Annotated in this window: 13 protein-coding genes; 9 read left to right on the plus strand and 4 right to left on the minus strand. The window is 66.5% G+C overall.

The annotated features are described in order from the left end of the window. Positions 1 to 61: 61 nt before the first annotated feature. The 4 genes from B4N44_RS10850 to rne form a co-directional block, all read right to left on the minus strand. Positions 62 to 799, minus strand: a complete 738-nt coding sequence (locus B4N44_RS10850) for a polysaccharide deacetylase family protein (RefSeq protein ID WP_296700606.1) — start codon at positions 797 to 799, stop codon at positions 62 to 64. Then, positions 786 to 1,949, minus strand: a complete 1,164-nt coding sequence (locus B4N44_RS10855; RefSeq protein ID WP_296700609.1) for a glycosyltransferase — start codon at positions 1,947 to 1,949, stop codon at positions 786 to 788. The genes B4N44_RS10850 and B4N44_RS10855 overlap by 14 nt, the downstream gene beginning before the upstream one ends. Further along, a complete protein-coding gene (locus tag B4N44_RS10860; protein WP_296700613.1) occupies positions 1,915 to 3,195 on the minus strand; it encodes a sulfotransferase family protein in 1,281 nt (426 codons plus the stop codon). Before B4N44_RS10860 ends, B4N44_RS10855 begins: the two co-directional genes overlap by 35 nt. A 99-nt stretch (positions 3,196 to 3,294) precedes the next feature. Further along, positions 3,295 to 6,576 (minus strand): ribonuclease E, encoded by a 3,282-nt coding sequence (rne, locus tag B4N44_RS10865; RefSeq protein WP_296700616.1) that lies wholly within the window; start codon positions 6,574 to 6,576, stop codon positions 3,295 to 3,297. Positions 6,577 to 7,161: 585 nt separating this feature from the next. Here rne and B4N44_RS10870 point away from each other — a divergent pair. The 9 genes from B4N44_RS10870 to B4N44_RS10910 form a co-directional block, all read left to right on the plus strand. Continuing rightward, positions 7,162 to 8,412, plus strand: coding sequence for an RluA family pseudouridine synthase (locus B4N44_RS10870; RefSeq protein WP_296700619.1), 1,251 nt, complete (start codon positions 7,162 to 7,164; stop codon positions 8,410 to 8,412). Beyond that, positions 8,409 to 9,068: an HAD-IA family hydrolase gene (locus tag B4N44_RS10875; RefSeq protein WP_296700623.1), complete on the plus strand. Its 660-nt coding sequence runs from the start codon at positions 8,409 to 8,411 to the stop codon at positions 9,066 to 9,068. Before B4N44_RS10870 ends, B4N44_RS10875 begins: the two co-directional genes overlap by 4 nt. Positions 9,069 to 9,284: 216 nt before the next feature. Next, a complete protein-coding gene (locus B4N44_RS10880) occupies positions 9,285 to 10,289 on the plus strand; it encodes a S49 family peptidase (protein WP_296700626.1) in 1,005 nt (334 codons plus the stop codon). Positions 10,290 to 10,436: 147 nt separating this feature from the next. Continuing rightward, entirely contained in the window at positions 10,437 to 12,449 is a 2,013-nt protein-coding gene (locus B4N44_RS10885) for an EAL domain-containing protein (protein WP_296700629.1), read from the plus strand. Positions 12,450 to 12,532: 83 nt separating this feature from the next. Further along, a complete protein-coding gene (locus B4N44_RS10890) occupies positions 12,533 to 12,856 on the plus strand; it encodes a type II toxin-antitoxin system PrlF family antitoxin (RefSeq protein WP_296700642.1) in 324 nt (107 codons plus the stop codon). Then, positions 12,856 to 13,350 (plus strand): type II toxin-antitoxin system YhaV family toxin, encoded by a 495-nt coding sequence (locus tag B4N44_RS10895; RefSeq protein ID WP_296700645.1) that lies wholly within the window; start codon positions 12,856 to 12,858, stop codon positions 13,348 to 13,350. The genes B4N44_RS10890 and B4N44_RS10895 overlap by 1 nt, the downstream gene beginning before the upstream one ends. Positions 13,351 to 13,488: 138 nt before the next feature. After that, positions 13,489 to 17,514 carry an ATP-dependent RNA helicase HrpA gene (hrpA, locus tag B4N44_RS10900; protein WP_296700631.1) on the plus strand — a complete coding sequence of 1,342 codons (4,026 nt, stop codon included), beginning with the start codon at positions 13,489 to 13,491 and terminating at the stop codon, positions 17,512 to 17,514. A gap of 148 nt (positions 17,515 to 17,662) precedes the next feature. Further along, complete coding sequence (locus tag B4N44_RS10905) at positions 17,663 to 18,829, plus strand: hypothetical protein (RefSeq protein WP_296700634.1); 1,167 nt, start codon at positions 17,663 to 17,665, stop codon at positions 18,827 to 18,829. Further along, positions 18,822 to 19,111: DndE family protein (locus B4N44_RS10910; RefSeq protein ID WP_296700636.1), on the plus strand; the 290-nt coding region annotated here is incomplete at its 3' end. The genes B4N44_RS10905 and B4N44_RS10910, both read left to right, overlap by 8 nt.

A 19,111-nucleotide genomic window follows, 5' to 3' on the forward strand; every position in this document is an offset into this window, starting at 1 on the left:
GTCCAGGTCACAATGGCCTTCGAATCGATGCGACGACAGTGCAGGCCCGACTGGACGCGGTTTACGGGGCACCGACCTCGGAGTAACCGGCATGAGACCGAAAGCGGCGAAGGTCCCGACGCAGATCCTCGGCGAGGCGCAGGTCGAGGTCGTTGGGATGGATCCCGATGCGGATCCAGCCCCGCCGGTGGGCGCGCCGACGATTGAGCCGGTTCCAGATCCGGATGGCCAGGGTGCGTAGGGTGGTATCCGCCTCGTAGCCCGTGAGCGGGACCGGATGCATCCGTCCGGTTTGGGCCGAGAGGACACCGCTGAATAATTCATAGCGTGTGAACGGCAGGCTTGCGAGCGTCGAGCGCGGGATGGAGCCCATCGCCCAGGCCGGCGGGCAATAGAGCGCCGGAGCACCGAGGTCCCGGTCCACGAACCAGGCGTGGCAGCGCGCGATCAGGCTTTGGATGCCGATCCGGTCGAGCGCGAGGTGCTCGGCGACATTGCGCGAGATGACGCGCGAATGCACGCGGTGCGCGAACCCGGTGATGCGCTCCACGCGGTGGACCCAGCCGTGGCCGGCAAGCTCGCAGCCCCTCGCCTGGTATCCGCGCAGCCGCTCGATCCCCTCGTTGTTCCAACCGGTGCCGGGAACCACCAACAGCGTGACAGGCGCGATCCCGTCGGCGTCGAGCAGAGTCAGGATGCGCTCGACCTGCGGAAGGGTCTCGGGCATGACGTCGTGCACCGAGACCAGCGCGCGGATGCGTCCGGCGCTCGAGCCGCTTGTGGGTTCAGCGTTTGACATCGACTGTTTCGGCATAGTCGCCCGACAAGACGGCGAGCCAATGTTGCAGGTTGCGCTGGTTGATCTCCCGAGCGCCTTCGCGTCCCAGACGCGCCTTGCGCTCGCGGATGGCCGGGTCCAGGTCACGCAGCCGCGCCAATGCATCTGCGAGGTGCTCGCCCTCCTGGATTCGGAAGATGCCTCGGCTCAGTAGATCCCAGCTCAGGATGCCGCAGGCCGAGGACACCAGCACCGGGCGTGCGCGCGCCATCGCTTCCAATGCAATGGTGCCGAACGACTCGACCGTCGAGGGCAGGATCAAGGCGTCCATCTCGTCGATCAGGGCCATGACCCGACTGCGGCTGACCCAGCCGGAATGTCCGAGGTTGGGCAAGCCTCGGCACTGTTCCTCGACCCACGCGCGCAGGGGGCCGTCGCCGACGATCAGGAACTCGATGTCCGGGAGTCGACGCGCTGCCGCGACGATGGCGTCCAGATTCTTCTCCGGTGCCAGACGCCCGGCGAAAAGCACTCGAGCAACTTGCCTGCTTGCGGGGACAGGAGGCATTTCGAGAAACCGCCGCGGGATGGGGGTTGCCATCAGGCTGACGCTGCGCGCACCGATCGATCGCGCCACCGCCATCATTTCTTCGGAGTTTGCCAAGACCAGATCGCTCTTGCGGAAGAGCAGCCGATGACAGGCAGCGAGGTATCCGTTGGCGATGCGTGCGCCGAAACCCCAGTCCTGGAACAGCGTCGTCAGCGCCTCGAAATGGGTATGGAATCCGACCACCAGCGACGCCCCGCAGCGCTCGGCCAAGTGCATTCCGAGCATGCCGAACGGGCCGGGAGTCGGGACGATGACGACGTTCGGGCGCAGGCGATCCAGACGTCGGCTCACGAGCCAAGGGGCGGGCAAGACGATCTTCTGCGTCGGGTCGCCGGGCAGCGGGAGTGTCAGACCTCCGGACCAGGATCCCGCGCGACAGCGCGGGGCGACTAAATCGACGCGAACGCCGGCGCCTCTGAGATGGTCGGCGAGGTCGCGGTAATAGGCGCCCACACCGTTGCGCTCGGGTGCGGCGTCGGACACGATGGCAACACGCAGCTCGGCGGCGCAGGGTTGCACGGGTGTCCTAACACTGGTCTCCGCAGTGGATAGGTTCAGCATGGCGCACGGGTGTCCTGGTTGAGGATGAGCCCATGGGATCGTCGCCGGGCCTCGCTCCCCGGTGCATCGACGATGCATCGGCCGCGGTCCATACCGACCGGGCGGCAAGCCGTGCGAAGACGGGTCCCGGATCGCGATCGATGTCCCCTCGAGAGAGTCCGAACTGCTCCAGGCTGTAGCCGTGAGCGCTTCGGTAGGTTCCGGCCTCGGCCGCGCGGCGGGCGATCGCGGCGCGGAATTCCGAGCTCGCCGGGAGCCCGAGCTGCGCGTAAATCTCCGGCATCCGACAAGCCGGGTCCGACTGCAACGCGCGCATCGTAACCCATACGCAGCGCTCTTCGGGAAGTTCTCCCAACGCCCTTTCCAGATTCTTGTAGTAGAAGCTCAGTTGCTCGGTCAAGCGTTCGCGAAAATCGGGGCTCGCCGAGAGGACATCGAAGAAGTCGATTCCGGCCGCGAGCGAGCTCAGCTGAGACGGGAGCGTGGCATGCGGCTCGCGCAGACAGACGATGAAGCGCGCGTCCGGGAAGCGCGCCGCCAGAGTGCCGGCCAGTGGGGCGAAGGCGGCGTTCTTCGACAAGAGCCTCTTCTCGGGGCCCTGGACGTAGAGATGTCGCTGCAGGCACCGATGATAGAAGTCCATCAACCGTGCGCGCCGTGCTTCCGGCATGTCCCGGTCGAACAGGCCCATGCGCCACAACAGATCCGAGTGCGGGAAGGGCAGAACCAGGATGAAGCAGGCCAGCACGGGCATGAGCGCGAAGTAGTCCTCCTCCGGGTCGCTCAAGCGCATGGCGTGGACCGCATCGAGGCCCTTGAAGGCGTGTCGCTCGATCCAGTCGAGCATCCGCCCGAGGGGGCGACCGACGCGCGCATCGAGTCGCCCGAGGCCGAGCCAGAAGCGCCGTTGCGTCACCGAGGGTGCGAAGAGACATTCCCAGGTCGAGAAGGTCGTCAGTGCGGTGTCGTCCGCGATGACGCGATGCAAATAGGTGGTTCCGCTGCGGGGTACCCCGAGCACGAACAGCGGCTCGCGGACCGCGACACGACGATAGCCGCGGTAGAAGATCTCGTCGAGCAGGAAGCCGATCCAGTGGATCCCTTGGACAAGTGCGAAGAGCGGGATGAATCCGCTCATCACCAGCATGCGTTTGGCGCTCGGCCGGGGACGGCCCGGAGCCGGCACGAATGTCCGATAGGTCAGACGGAGTAAGTCGGTCAGGCTCTCGAAAAACAGTCCGAGCATGATGACCCCGATGAGCCGGATCCTACGTTGACGGTTTCAGGCGATTTCGGTCGGTTGATCCAGGTCGCGCGAGGACGCGGATCAACCGCTGCTGCGCGGCTAGGCGCCGCCTTTCGGTTCGATAGGATCGGCCCCCGAGTCTGCCGCCGCGGCGGGTGCGGGCGCAACAGGCTCTGGTCTAGGCGTCGACCGATCGTCGGTGTCGGCCGAGGCGTTGGTTTCACGCCGGAACCCTTCGGACGCAGGATGATGCGCGCCTGCCCCGGCCGGGGAATCGGCCGGCTGAGGCGGGGCGGTCTCCGCGACGGGCGCCGGGCGCGGCATCGTGGTGGTCGGCTCGCTCGCTTGGGTCTGGTGCTTGATCGGCGAGGTGGGCTCGCTCGCCGGGGCTTCGTGCCTGATCGGCGCGGTCGGCTCGCTCGCCGCGGCCTCATGCCTGATCGGCGCAGTTGGCTCGCCGGCGGGAGCCTCATGCACGATCGGTGTGGTCCGCTCGCTCGGCATCGATGCCTCGGCGCTCGATCCGTCCGGTCGCGGCTCCGCGCGCGCGTTTTCGCCCTGCGAGACGACAGCGTCTTCGCGCATCCGCCGCTCAGGCCGGAACTCGCGGGGTTTCGAGGTCGCCTCGATCGGTCCCTCGTGCGCCGGCTGCCGATCGTGCGGCTGCGGGGGCATTTGGTCTGCGGTGGGATTCGAAGCGCCTTCGGCGCTGCCGGCCTCGTCTCCCGTGCCTTCCTTCGTCTCCGCGCTCGCGTCCACACCGGCCGAAGAGCGTCGGCGATTGCGGCCGCCGCGACGCCGACGCGAGGACCGAGGCCGCTCGCCGGCCGGTGCTGCGTTGCCGTCCTGCCCCGGCTCGGTACCTGTGTCGGATGTCTCGTCCGAGGCATTCTCGGCCCCCTCGGATTGTGCGCCGAGGCGCGCCTCCTCGGCACGCTCCGTCGGGCCTTTGCGTTCGATCGAATCGCTCGATGTTTCGCCCGCCGCGCCGGTTTGCGCGGCGGTCTCGTCCGAGGACGGCCTCGCAGCCGGTCTCGGTCCGGCGGTCTCGCCGACGGGTGCAATCATCAGAGGATGATCCTCCGGCCGGCTGCCGCGCGACGACGCGGCTGCTCGATCGCCGCTCGTCGCCGGCGTGTCTTCGCCTTGGCGTTCGGCCTGTTGCCGACCCGCGGTGCGCTCGCCGGAGCCCTCGTCGCCGCGGCTATCCTGATCGCGCGCTGCTTCGCCCGCGGGACGGCCGCCCTCGCTCGATCCGGAGCTGCGCCGACCGCGTCCGCGCGAGCCGCCGCGGCGCGAGCGTGTCTCGCCGTTGCGGCGGGCCTGCATCTGCTCCTCGGTCTCGGGTCGTGTCGGATCGGCCGGCGTGACGGACTCGCTGCCCTGGCCACCCTCGGTACGACCGCGGATCGGCTCCGCACGCGCCTGCTGCTCGGGTGCCGGTCGGCTGTGCCGGCCCTGGTCCTGGCGCCCGCGCTCGCGCTCGCCCGAGGATTCGTCGCGGCGCCCCTGCGGGGGTCTGCTTTGGCTGCGGCGCTCGCCCGAATCGGCGGCGTGCCGCGGTGGCTGCGTGCGCGGCTGGGTCTCGGGCGTCAAGCGCTCCGGGGCGGTCGGCTTGCGGGTTGCGGGGGTCTCCGCTTCGGGCTGGCGCGGCGCGAAGAGTCCGGTCCAGATGCGCTTGAGCAGGCTCTCGGGCTCGCCGCGCTCGGCCTCGCGACGCACGGGTGTTTCGGGCTGGGGTGTCGGTGTCCAGCGTTGGGGGGCCGGGGTCGCCGGCGAGACCTGCTTGACCGCCGGCTCCTCGGCCTGCACGGGTTGACCGAGCTTGGCATAGAAGGGCGCGACCTTGGTCTCCGAGGGTGCGGTCAGCTCGTAGCTCGCCTGGTCCGGAGCGACCTTTCCCGCATCCTGGGTCCGGACGCGCTCGATCTGGTATTCCGGTGTTTGGAGTGCCTCGTTGGGCAGCAACAGGACCTCCACACCCTGACGCTGCTCGATCTCGAGGATGCCGCGCCGCTTCTCGTTGAGCAGGAAGGTCGCGACGCTCACCGGCAGCTGCGCGACGATGCGGTGGGTGCTCTCCTTCATCGCCTCTTCTTCGACGATGCGCAGGATCGACAGTGCGAGCGACTCGACCCCGCGGATAGTCCCCTGACCCTTGCAGCGCGGGCAGACCTGTTGGCTCGATTCGCCGAGCGAGGGGCGCAGCCGCTGGCGCGACATCTCCAGCAGACCGAAGCGCGAGATGCGTGCGACCTGAACCCGGGCACGGTCGTGCTTGAGCGCGTCGCGCAGCCGATTCTCGACCTCGCGCTGGTTCTTCGGCGGCGTCATGTCGATGAAGTCGATGACGAAGAGTCCGCCCAAGTCACGCAGACGCAGTTGGCGGGCGATCTCGTCGGCCGCCTCGAGGTTGGTGTTGAGCGCGGTCTCCTCGATGTCCGCGCCCTTGGTGGCGCGCGCCGAGTTGATGTCCACGGAGGTCAACGCCTCGGTGTGATCGATGACGATGGAGCCGCCCGAGGGCAGGCGCACCTCGCGCTGAAAGGCCGACTCGATCTGGCTCTCGATCTGATAGCGGGTGAAGAGCGGGACCTCGTCCTGGTAGAGCTTGAGCTTCTTCAGATTGCTCGGCATCACCTGGCGGATGAAGCTCTCGGCACGTTCGAAGACGGCCTTGTTGTCGATCAGGATCTCGCCGATGTCCACGCGCAGGTAGTCGCGGATCGAGCGGATGATGACGTCGCTTTCCTGATAGATGAGGAAGGGCGCCTTGCGGCCCTCCGCGGAGGTCTCGATCGCCTTCCAGAGCTGCAGCAGATAGTCCAGGTCCCACTGGAGCTCCTCGACGTTCTTGCCCACGCCCGCGGTACGGACGATCAGGCCCATGTCCTCGGGAATCTCGAGCTGGCTCATGGCGTCGCGCAGCTCGCTGCGGTCCTGGCCCTCGATGCGTCGCGAGACCCCGCCGGCGCGCGGGTTGTTGGGCATGAGCACCAAATAACGCCCGGCCAGCGAGATGAAGGTCGTGAGTGCTGCGCCTTTGTTGCCGCGCTCCTCCTTGTCGATCTGGACGACGACCTCGCGGCCCTCGCGCACCGACTCCTTGATGCTGACGCGCGAGCCGGGTTTGACGCTGTCGGGCTCGAAGTAGGCACGCGCGATCTCTTTGAGCGGGAGGAAGCCGTGCCGATCGGCACCGTAGTCGACGAAGGCGGCCTCGAGGCTGGGCTCGACGCGGGTGATGATACCTTTGTAGATGTTGGCCTTTTTTTGCTCTCGGCCGGGTGACTCGATATCCAGGTTGTAAAGCTGTTGACCGTCGACGGTCGCAACACGCAACTCTTCGGGCTGAGTTGCGTTGATCAGCATGCGTTTCATAGGGTTGTATTCCGCACCACGACGCGTCTCCCGTCTCGGGGACTGCTCGCCGTGCACCCCGGCAAAACCGCGGGCGGATCGGCGTGTCGCCGCCGTGCCGATGAATCGGCCCGACGGCATCGGCAGCGTCCGTTCGGGCGGGCTCTTGGGCCGCCCCGACGGGCACGCGCGTGGTCAGTAGTGTTTTGTCGTCGACGAGCGCCCGTAGGGGCGCTCGCACCTGATCGGCCCGCCTGGGTGGAGGGGTCGATCTAGGGAGCGGCGAGCTTGGCGCCGGCTGCGCTGAACTGCCGTCGTACAGGGCGCGCGGCGCTCACAGGGTGTAGAATGCGCGGTCACTCGACGAAGCGAGTCCGCGACACCACTCGAGATCCCGCGCATCGGCCTGTTCGGACATCGGATGCCGGCATGAGGGTCGGGCCTTCCGAGTGAATTCGACTCCACTCGCTCCGGCAGGTGATCGACCCTTGGCTGCGCTCGCCGCTCCGGGAAAAATCGCGTTTCCGCTGGCCAGCGCAAGCGTCCAAGTGTATCAGTAAACCTTATTTAGCATCAATTGAGCCACCCAGGCAGGCGCCATCATTCGTGAATCGACCCCATCCCCGTGCCGACCGCCGTCCGAGCAAGCATGCATCCGCCCGCGCGACAGGCGGCCGGGACGTCTCCCGTAGCCGCCCGGTTTCCGAGCGGGCCGGTCCCAAGGGCGCTCCGGCGAAGGGCTCCGAACGCGTCGGCACCGGCCCGAAACGCGCCATCGCCCAAGGGGCCGAGCCTAAAACGACCGGCTCCGAGAGGACCCGACGCGGGAGCACGCAGCGCAAGCGCCCCGACCCGAAGCCCGTCGTGGTCGAGCGTCGGCGTCCCGAGCCTGCGCTGCCGCGGGACGATTCGGCCGTACGCGTGCTCTGTGTGGATGCCGAGTCCGACGGGCAGCGCATCGACAACTTCCTATTGCGCCATCTCAAGGGTGTGCCGCGCAGTCATCTCTATCGGGTGATGCGACGCGGCGAGGTCCGCGTCAACAAGGGACGGGTCAAGGCCAGTCATCGGCTGCGCACGGGTGATCTGGTGCGCATCCCGCCGGTGCGCACGGCGCTGCCGGGAACGCCGGCCCGGGTGCCTGCGTCGCGTCTCGCACCGCTTGCGGAGGCTGTGCTCTTCGAAGACGAGCGCCTTCTGGTCATCGACAAGCCCGCCGGCTTGGCCGTGCATGGCGGCAGCGGTTTGAGCTACGGCCTGATCGAGTCCCTGCGCGAGCTGCGGCCCGGCCGCGAGCTGGAGCTGGTCCACCGCCTGGATCGCGACACCTCCGGCTGCATCCTCATCAGCAAGCGACGCAGCGCGCTGCGCGAGCTCCACGAGCTGATCCGCGAAGGCGGCATGGACAAGCGCTATCTGGCCCTGATCGTCGGCGAGCTGGAGCGCTCGAAGGTGAGCGTGGACGCGTCGCTCAAGAAAAACGTGCTGCAGGGCGGCGAGCGGATGGTCCAGGTCGACCCGGAAGAGGGAAAGCCTGCGCGCACGGTGTTTCGACGTCTGGGGCGCTTCGGTTCGGACGTCGGTGTGCTCACCCTGGTCGAAGCCGAGCTGATCACCGGACGTACCCATCAGATCCGCGTCCATGCCGCTCATCTGGGAACCCCTTTGGCGGGCGACCCGAAATACGGCGACGAGACCGCGAATCGCGCACTCAAGGCGCAGGGCCTGTCGCGCTTGTTTTTGCACGCCTCTGCCTTGAGCTTTCAGCTTGAAGGGGCGGAGCGACGGCATGAGGTCGAGTCGCCCCTACCCGATGACCTCGAACGCTTTTTGTCTGCATTGGAGCCCGCCGCGTGACCTTCGACTTGATCGTGTTCGACTGGGACGGGACCCTGATGGATTCCGAGGCACGCATCGTCCATTGTCTTCAGGCGGCCTTCGGCGATCTCGGCCTGCCGCCGCCGGCCCGCGAGGCCGCGCGCGACGTGATCGGACTGGGTCTGGACGAAGCTCTCCTGAGATTGCACCCGGAAGCGGATCCGCAGACCCTCCGGGATCTGGTCACCGGCTACCGCCGCTATTTTCTCGACATCGATCCGACGCCCTCCGTGCTCTTCGCCGGCGCTCGCGAGACCTTGACCCAGCTGGCGGACCAAGGCTACCGCTTGGCCGTCGCCACGGGAAAGGGTCGCGTCGGACTCGACAAGGCACTCGCCGACACCGGTCTCGGTGCACTCTTTCATGCGACGCGCTGCGCCGACGAGACCTTCTCCAAGCCGAACCCGCAGATGCTGCTCGAGCTGATGGACGAGCTCGGTGCCGAAGCCTCCGCCACGCTCATGATCGGCGACACCGAGTACGACATGCAGATGGCCTTGAATGCCCGCACCAAGGCACTCGCCGTCTCCTACGGTGTCCACCCGGTCGAGCGTTTGATGCCGCACGCCCCGCTGGAGTGTATTCACGACATCTCGGCGCTGCCCGCCTGGCTGACCGATTACGACATGCGCTGAGCCGAGACCGCAACCGCGTCCGGAGCGAGATGCTCGTTTTCGAGTGAGATCGAGGCTTGGTGCATCCACAGCCTTTAGCGGGGAGCGGTTTGAAATGATTTATTTTTTAATCTCTTAAACCGCGCGGACTCCAGCGTTCGTCAAGTCTGCCGTGGCCGATCCCATCCACAAACATCGCATACCGCGCCGGGCGCGGTTTAATCCCGGGAGTCACCCATGAATTGGAAGTTTTGGACCAAGCGTCGCGACGAAATGCCGTCGCCCGATGCGCCCGATTGGGAGCGCGCGCTCATCAATAAGCTCGCGGTCGAGCACCTGCGCGAGCAGCGTCGCGGTCGTCGCTGGGGCATCTTCTTCAAGGCGCTGATCCTGGTCTATCTGATCGGACTGCTGATCGCGGCCTATTCCCAAGACCTGCTCGAGCGCATCTCGCCGAGCGAGGAGCACACGGCCGTGATCGACATCAAGGGCGTCATCGCGCCCGAGGCCGACGCGAGCGCCGATCGGGTGATCACCGCCCTGCGCGAAGCCTTCGAGGCCGACAAGGTCAAGGGCATTATCCTGCGCATCAACAGCCCCGGCGGCAGCCCTGTGCAGTCCGGCTACATCAACGACGAGATCAAGCGACTGAAGGCCAAGTACAAGGAAGACAACGACAAGGAGATGCCCGTCTACGCCGTGGCGACCGACATTTGCGCCTCGGGCGGCTATTACATCGCCGTTGCCGCCGATTCGATCTACGCCGACAAGGCCAGCCTGGTCGGCTCCATCGGCGTGCGCATCGGCAGCTTCGGTCTGGACGAGGCGATCAAGGAGCTCGGGATCGAGCGACGACTGCTCACGGCCGGGGAGAACAAGGGGATCCTCGACCCCTTCTTGCCGCTGCCGGCGGATCAGAAGGCATTTATCCAGACTGTTCTCGACGACCTGCATGACCAGTTCATCGCCGAGGTCCAAGCCGGCCGCGGTGATCGACTGAAGGGCGGAGAGGAGGTCTTCAGCGGACTCTTCTGGAGCGGCGAGGAGGCGGTCGCGCTGGGCTTGGTCGATGGTCTGGGCAGCTCCAGTTCGGTTGCACGCGACGTCATCGGCGCGGAAACCCTGGTCGATTACACCAAGAAACGCGATCTCTTCGAGAGCTTCTCGCGACGCATCGGCGCGAGTTTTGCGGCCGGGCTGGTCGAGGCGCTCGGCGTGGGAGCCCCGCGCATCGGCGATTGATGTCGGGCACCCGGGCTCACGAGTGAATTCGTGAGTTGTTCACGAAATGTGCTCGGTTTATCCTCGGCGCTGATGACCTCGGGCCGAGCGCGCCGCGTCGGCGTGTGCGTTCGAGGTCTCGGCCCACCCTGGACGAGACCGACGACCATGAATCAGACGATCGCCGATGCCGGATCCGCGCCCGCTATCCAGCTCCTGACCCGCAACGCCGAGTTGACCACGCCGCTTCGGCCGCTTTTGCTCGCACAGGGGTTCACGCTGGAAATCTTCGAGACGCCCGAGCGGCTGAACGGTGCACACCCGATCTCGCCGACGCTCTTGCTCGTCGACCTCGACGCACTCCCCGATGAAGACATGCTCGGCGTCCTCGTCGCCCAGGCGCAGCAACGTGGAGGGGAGCCGCCCCCGCTGGTCTGCCTGGCGTCCGGGAGCGACATCCGCTTTCGACTCACCGCGATGCGCGCAGGTGCCAAGGCCTATATTCAGATGCCGATGGAGATCGAAGAGCTGACCGATCGGCTTCTGGATCTGGCCGGCGCGCAGACGGCTGCTCCGGATCGGGTGCTCGTGGTCGACGATCAGCCGGTGGCCGCACTCTTCGCCACTCGGGTGCTCGAATCCGCCGGCATGCTGACCGATCGCGTGGGCGATGCGCTCGCGGTGCTCGATGCACTCGATGCCTTTGTTCCGGATCTCGTGCTCATGGATCTGCACATGCCCGGAGCAAGCGGCATCGAGCTGACCCGCATCATCCGCGAGCAGGATCGCTTCGCCGATCTGCCGATCGTCTTTCTCTCCGCTGAATTGGATGCCGAGCAACAGATGGCAGCCCTGCGCGTCGGGGGTGATGACTTCCTCGCCAAGCCCGTCGCGCCGGACCATCTCGTCGCCTGCGTGAGACAGCGACTGGCGCGCGCTCGCGAGCGCGCACGCCGCCAGGCTGGTCCGGATGCCATCGATGCACTCACGGGACTGGCGAGTCTCGGACGCCTCCTGGGGCGCCTCGGTCAGCTCATCGGTCGTGGCGGGGCGGATGCGGAGCGCCGCGCGCTGGTCGTGCTGGATCTTGCCGGCGACGAGACCGCGCTGATGCGTCTCGCCGTCGCGGTGACCGAGTCGTGCGGCGCGTCCGATCTGGCCGCGCGCGTCGGCGAGCGCAGCCTTGCGGCCCTGATGCGACGCGACGATGCCGCAGGCCTCGCACGCGCCTGCGGGCAGCTCGCGAAGGCGCTGTCTCGGACCGGCTTCGCATCCGATCCCGGTCGTGCCGTCGGAATCGGGTGGTGCACCTTGGCGAACAGCGGCGGGGACGCCGTCACCTTGATGTCGCGGGCGGCCAAGGCGGCGCGCTCGGCCCGAAAGGCCGGCGATGGTTTGCCGCTGGGCTACGGTTGCGACCCCGTGCCTGCCCGTCACTCGGACCAGGACGCCGTGTCGACGGCCATCCTGACCGAACGGCTGCAACTACTCTTCGAGCCCATGGTGTCCCTGATCCCGTCACCGAGCGTACGCTACGAGGTCTCGCCACGCTTGCAGACCCCGGACGGCGAGCTGCTCTCGCCGGTCGCCTTCATGCCGATTGCACAGCGCTGCGGACTGGCCGAGCGACTCGATGCTTGGCTCTTGGCCAATGCTCTGGATGCCCTCGCGGCCTGCCGAGACGCCGGCCAGCCGGCACAGCTGTTCCTGTACCAATCGCTCCTCGGCGCGGGGCGCGATGATTGGGTCGATCGGGTTCGCGACGAGATCAACCGGCGCGGTCTCTTTTGCTTGCGACCCGTCATCCAGTTTCAGGTGGAAGAGGCGGCTGCCGATACGGGACTCGCATCCGACCGCGTCGCTCGATTGGCACGGCTCGGTATCCCGGTGTGTCTGAACGGCGTCGATGCCGGCGACGCCTCGGAGCAGGTGCTCGCGAGTGTCCCGGCCGCTTTCGCACGTGTCGCGCGCACCATGGTGCAGTCGCTCGATGCCGAGCCGCTCGCCGAGCTGGTTCAGCGTCTGCGTGCACGGCGTCGTGCGGTGATCGCCGGTGGAGTCGATGCCCCCGAGACCATCGCGCGCTTGTGCCGCGCCGGTGTCGATTTGCTTCAAGGCCCCTTCGTCCAGCCTCCGAGCGCTGTCATGGACTACGATTTCAGCGGGGTGGATACGCGTTGAAGGTAACCGTCGACATGATCCGCTCTTGAATGGATGCCGGTAAGGAAATATCCTTACCGGCATTCAGCTCAACGAGAATCGCCATGCCGAGCATTCATGCCGTCGCTACTCTGACCGCCAAAGGGCAAATCACCTTGCCCAAGTCAATCCGGCAGGCATTGGGTGTCGATGCAGGCGGAAAGGTTGCCTTCGACATCAAAGGCTCCGAAGTGGTCGTCAGTCGTGTGGACGAGGGGTCCGAGGAAGACCCTGCGATCGCCGGCTTTCTCGCCGTGTTGGAACGAGACATCCGCAACGGATACCACATCGTCACACTGCCGCAGGATTTGGCGCAGGCGATGCTCGTCGCCGCCCAGTCGTTGGACATCACAATGGATGAGGAGATCGAAGGCCAGGTGGCGTTGTGATTCAACGCCACGGATGGACCCTGCTCTTTCACCAATGCCTTGTCGATCAGATCCGCAGACTGGAGACCGCAGTGGAGCGGGCGAAGGCGGCGGATCCTCGGGTCGCCGCGGCGAATACGAACGTGAAACTCTTCAACGCACTGTCATGCTTGATCCTGGACAAGGTGCCGAGCGACCCGTCCCGTGACGAGTATCGCTTGGGAACGACCATGGGGGACGCTTTCAAGCACTGGCGTCGCGCCAAGATCGGCCGCCGCTTACGCCTGTTCTTTCGCTTCGACTCCAAGGCCCGGATCATCGTCTTTGCTTGGGTCAACGACAACGACAGCCTTCGCGCGGCAGGGAGCAAGAGGACTCCATACGCCGTCTTTCGCGCCATGCTGAATCGTGGTGATCCATCGGATGACTGGGCTGAGCTGGTCGCCGCGAGCACGACGCAGTGGCCGGATGACGACGGCCCCGACGCTATGGCGCGGGATACGGTTCGGCCTTAGGCTGTCGATGTCGTCACCTAAGCACGCGATGCAAAGCCGACACCTTTCAGCGCATCGCGCGGGCGAGCGCCGTCCGTCTGGAGGCTCGGCCATCTCGGCCATGACCCGCCAAGCGCGCTGGACGCGGTTTAAACATCCTTGACCGACCTCTCGTTTCCCACCGACGCCGACCTCGGCACCTGTCTGATTCAGGACCGCCACCGGCTGCGCCAACGTCTGCGCGGCCTGCGCCGTCGCGCGCGTACGGGCGAGCCGTTCGAGCGTGGTCTGCTTGCCATTCGGCAGACCCTGCGAGAATCCCAAGCCCTCCTCGAACGCCGTCGTGCCGGCGTGCCGTCGGTCATCGCCTATCCGCCCGAGCTTCCCGTGAGCGAGCGCCGCGAGGAGATCGCGAAGGCGATCTCGGCGCATCAGGTCATCGTCCTTTGCGGCGAGACGGGCTCCGGCAAGTCGACTCAGCTGCCGAAGCTCTGTCTGGAACTCGGACGCGGGCTCGCCGGGCGGATCGGCCACACCCAGCCGCGGCGCATCGCGGCACGCACCCTGGCGAATCGGATTGCGCAGGAGCTCGGCGGGGCAGCCGGCGGGCTGGTCGGCGACAAGGTGCGCTTCCACGACCGGGTCCGCCCGGAGACCGCGATCAAGCTGATGACCGACGGCATCCTGCTCGCGGAGATCCAGCAGGATCGGCTGCTCAACGAATACGACACCCTCATCATCGACGAGGCGCACGAGCGCAGCCTCAACATCGACGTGCTGCTCGGCTATCTGAAGGGTCTGCTGCCGCGCCGACCGGATCTGAAGCTCATCGTCACCTCCGCGACCATCGATCCGCAGCGCTTCGCCGTGCACTTCGCCGATGCGCAGGGCCGCCCGGCGCCCATCCTCGAGATCTCGGGACGGACCTATCCGGTCGAGGTGCGCTACCGACCGCCCGAGGACGAGTCGGTCGGCGAGCGCGACGAGACGATCCAGCAGGCGATCTCGGATGCGGTCGGCGAGCTGGCGCGCGTCGGACGCGGCGACGTGCTGGTCTTTCTCTCGGGCGAGCGCGAGATCCGCGAGACCGCCGAGACCCTGCGCAAGCATCATCCGCCCGCCACCGAGATCCTGCCGCTCTACGCTCGCCAAGGGCCGCATGAGCAGGCGCGGATCTTCCAGTCGCACGGCACTCGGCGCGTGGTGCTGGCGACGAATGTCGCCGAGACCTCCCTGACCGTTCCCGGCATCCATTACGTCATCGACCCCGGCTTTGCGCGGATCAGTCGCTACAGCCACCGCCGCCAGCTCCAACGTCTGCCGGTCGAGCGCATCTCGCGCGCCTCGGCCGATCAGCGCAAGGGGCGCTGCGGGCGTGTCGCCTCGGGCGTCTGCATTCGGCTCTACAGCGAGGACAACCTCGCCGCCCGGGCGCCCTTCACCGAGCCCGAGATCCAGCGCACCAATCTGGCCGCCGTGATCCTGCGCATGAAGCTGCTCGGCTTCGGCGACGTGGCCGACTTCCCCTTCCTCGATCCGCCCGACCCGCGTCTGGTCGCCGACGGCGAGCGCACCCTCGAGGAGCTGGCCGCGCTCGATGCCCGCGGCGAGCTCACCGAGCTGGGTCGTCGGCTCGCACGTCTGCCGGTCGACCCGCGCATCGGGCGCATCCTGCTCGCTGCCGCCGAGCAGCAGTGTCTAGCCGAGGTGCTGGTGATCGCCGCCGCGCTGAGCGTTCAGGATCCGCGCGAGCGTCCGCATGAGCAACGCGCCGCCGCCGATCAGATTCACGCCACCTTCGCCCATCCGGACTCGGATTTCCTGAGCTTCCTCAACTTCTGGCGCTTCCTGGAGAAGGAGCGCAGGGCGCTTTCGCGCAACCAGTTTCGTCAGCTTTGTCAGCGTCACTTCCTCTCCTACAACCGGGTGCAGGAATGGCGCGACATCGAGACCCAATTGCGCGAGCAGATCCTGGAGATGGGTTTCAAGGAGAACCAGACCGCCGGCACCGAGGAGCAGATCCACCGCGCACTCCTGACCGGACTGCTGAACCACATCGGCGCACTCGACACCAATCACGAGTACCTGGGCGCGCGCAACAGCCGTTATCGCATCCATCCAAGCTCGGCACTCTTCAAGGCGTCGCCCAAATGGATCCTGGCGGCCGAGCGGGTCGAGACCACGCGCGCCTACGGGCGCATCGTCGCGCGCGTGCAGCCGGCCTGGATCGAGGCTGCGGGGCAGCATCTGCTGCAACGCAGCTATTTCGAGCCGCATTGGCAAGCCAAGTCCGGGCAGGTCGCGGCCTACGAGAAGGTGACCCTGTTCGGCGTCACCCTGGTGCCCAAGCGGCGCGTCAACTACGGACCCATCAACCCGGCCGAGTCGCGCGAGATCTTCATCCGCTTCGCCTTGGTCGAAGGCGACTTCAGCACCCGTGCACCCTTCTGGCGTCACAACCAGGAGCTGATCGCCTCGATCCATCACCTGGAAGCCAAGGCGCGCCGCCGCGATATCCTGGTCGACGAGGAGGTGCTCTATGCCTTCTACGACCGGCGTATCCCGGCCGGGATCTATTCCACGCCTCAGTTCGAGCAGTGGCTGCGCAAGGCGACCCGCACGGATCCCAAGCTCCTGCATCTGCGCCCGGCCGATCTCATGCAGCACGAGGCCACGGGGATTACGCCGGAGCATTTCCCCGACCGGCTCCAGGTCGGTGCCACTGCGCTGCCGCTCGAATACCGCTTCGAGCCTGGCGAGTCGGCCGATGGTCTGACCCTGATCGTGCCCTTGCCGCTCATCAATCAGGTCACCGCCGAGCGACTGGATTGGCTGGTGCCGGGTCTGTTGGAGGCGCGCATCACGGCCCTGCTGCGCGGTCTGCCGAAAGGGCTGCGCACGGCGCTGGTCCCGGTGCCGGACACCGCCGCACGCCTGGCCGGCGGGCTGAAGGCCGCGCTTGCCGAGGGCCGGGCACCGGTCGATCGGCCCCTGACCCAGGTCCTCGCCGAGCGGATCGCGGCCGAGATGGGGCTGCGCATCCCCGAGGACGCCTGGGACCGCGAGTCCATCCCGGCGCATCTGCGGATGAAGGTGCGTCTGGTCGACGAAGCGGGCAGGGCGCTTGCGCTCGACGAGGATCCGCAACGGCTTAAACAGCGTTTCGGCCAAGCGGGGCAGGCGCGGTTTGCCCGCATTCCGGACGCCGAGCTGGAGCGCGAGGGCATTACGCGCTGGGACTTCGGCGACCTGCCCGAGCAGGTCGAGATCACCCGCGGCGGGATCCGGATGCGCGGCTTCCCGGCCCTGGTCGACGAAGGCCAGAACGTGGCGGTGCGGGTGTTGGATGCGCCCGAGGTCGCCGAGCGCGCCCACCGTGCGGGCCTGCGCCGGCTGCTGACCCTGACGCTCGGTGCGACCCTGCGCCCGATCCGCCAATCGCTCAAGGATCTGGACCGACTGCGCCTTCTTTACGCCAAGGCACCCGCAAGGGAGCCGGGGCGTCCCGCCCCGGAATTCCCCGAGACCAAACGCCCGTGCGCACCGAAATCCGGCGGACAGCCGTCGCGCCCGCCGAGCCGATCCGAGCCCCGCCCACCCGATCTCTCCGACGAGCTGATGGCCCTCATCCTGGATCGGACCTTCCTCGACGACCGTCCGCCCATCCGAACGCAGACCGACTTCGAGGCCCGTCTCGCCGAATCCCACGGCCGGCTCCAGCCGACCGCCAACGAGGTCACCCGCCTCGCCGCCGAGATCCTCGCCGCCTACCAATCCCTGCGCCAGCGCCTCGCCGCCATCACCCAGGTCAACTGGCAGCCGACGGCGCAGGACCTACGCGACCAGATCGATGCACTGGTCTTCCGGGGCTTCTTTCAACAGATCCCCTACGTCCGGCTCAAGCAGTATCCGCGCTATCTCAAGGCCGCCGAGCAGCGTCTCGGCAAGCTCGCCCACGCACCCGGACGCGACCGCGAGCAGATGGCGGTCATGGCCGAGCTGCTGACCCGCTGGCGCGAGCGCACCGCCGCCGCCCGTAAGGCCGGCCGAGAGGACGCGCGACTGGACGAGATCCGCTGGCTGCTCGAAGAGCTGCGCGTCTCGCTCTTCGCCCAGACCCTCGGCACCGCCGGTCCGGTGTCGGTCAAGCGCATCCAGGCGCGTTGGCGGGAGTTGGGGTTGTAGGGCAGGATTGTTGGGCGGGTGCGAGTCAGCCCACATGCTCAAGCTGCTTGGAGGGTAAGATTACAGACCAATCCCGGATCCAAAACGTGGGCGCTTCTATGCGGACGACCACACACGGCCTTGTTCATTGTGCGGCCTGGCAAGGCCGGTGGAAAGCGAGATTCGCGCGCTCTCAGAGAAGGCGCTGCCCTTCAGTCTCGCGGGGAAGCTGTTCGACGGCATCCGGCGTCAAATCGAGACGGAGCGGGAATCGGCCAGCGGCGAGGCAATCCGCGAGCATGCGGCCGATTTGGCCAAACGCATCGTGCGCGTGGTCGAGGAGCCGGAGCCGATCTTCAGCGAAACGCTCTCGCCCGAGCGGATGACCGAGCTGGAGCGACGCATCTACCGTCTGCTCAAAGAAGGCGATCCTGCGACGGATGTCGTCAAGATCCTGGATCTGTCGGACCGCGAGGCGGCGCGGGTCCTGAACCGCATGGAGTCGCTGGAGAGCAGTGATGTCTTCCTGATCAAGCCGCTGCTCGACGAGGCAATGGGCCTGAAGACCCAGATCCAACAGCTCGAAGGCACGACCCAGGTCGGTGGTCTGACGCCGACCGAGCGGGATCTGTTCGATGAGCTACAGAGCACGATGGAAAGCGGCTCGACCCAGATCGGGCGTAAGACCGAGCAGCTTCGGCTGGTCGAGGAGGATATCCTCGGCCTCGACAAGCGAATCCGCGAGATCGAGCTGGAGATCGAGAAGCTCTATGAAAAGCATCATGTCTCGAAAGAGAAGGCGGACTTCATCGAGGAGTGCGACAACATTGCCAGCGTCCTGAATCAGTTCGTCGTCCGTCTGCGCAAGAACAAGGTGCATCTGCTTCAGGAAAAGACCTTCGAGATGTACCGGCTGCTTTCAAGCCGCAGCGGATTGATCAAGGACATCACCATCGACGACAAGACCTACGAAATCAAGATCACGGACCGCAGCGGCCACCAGATCCGCAAGTCGGCGCTGTCGGCGGGGGAAAAAGAGGTGTTCGCCGTGTCGCTGCTGTGGGGCCTTGCGCAAACCAGCGAGCTGAAGCTGCCGATCATCATCGATACGCCGCTCTCGCGCCTGGACAGCACCCACCGCGACAACATCGTGAACAACTATTTTCCCAATGCGGGCGAGCAGGTGATCATCCTCTCGACCGACACCGAGGTCGACAGCAATTACTACCGTTCGCTGAAACCGCGTCTGAGCGGTGCGGCAAGTCTGGAATTCGATCAGCGTCAGGAGCTGACGACCATACGCCAGGGCTACTTCTGGGAGAAAGGTCATGGCTGACCGGCTTTATACATCGAGCGACGCCGATGAGGTCCTGAGCGCGCTGCGCTTCGAGACCAAGCTGGAAAAAGCTACGCTGGCGCGCATCGCCTTCACGCTGTCGCTGGTGAACGAAGGCGCGGGCGTTCTGCCAAGCACCAGCTTCAGCGGCGGCGAGATGAAGCGGCCGACCTTCATCGGTGAAGACGAATCCTTCATCCGTTCGTTGATCGCCCACACCTATGGCAGGCGAGATTTCTGCGAGGATGAGTTTTTCTCAACGGTGTCCGGTTGGCCTAGCCG

The organism is Thiocapsa sp. UBA6158 (assembly GCF_002423035.1).
GTDB lineage: Bacteria > Pseudomonadota > Gammaproteobacteria > Chromatiales > Chromatiaceae > Thiocapsa.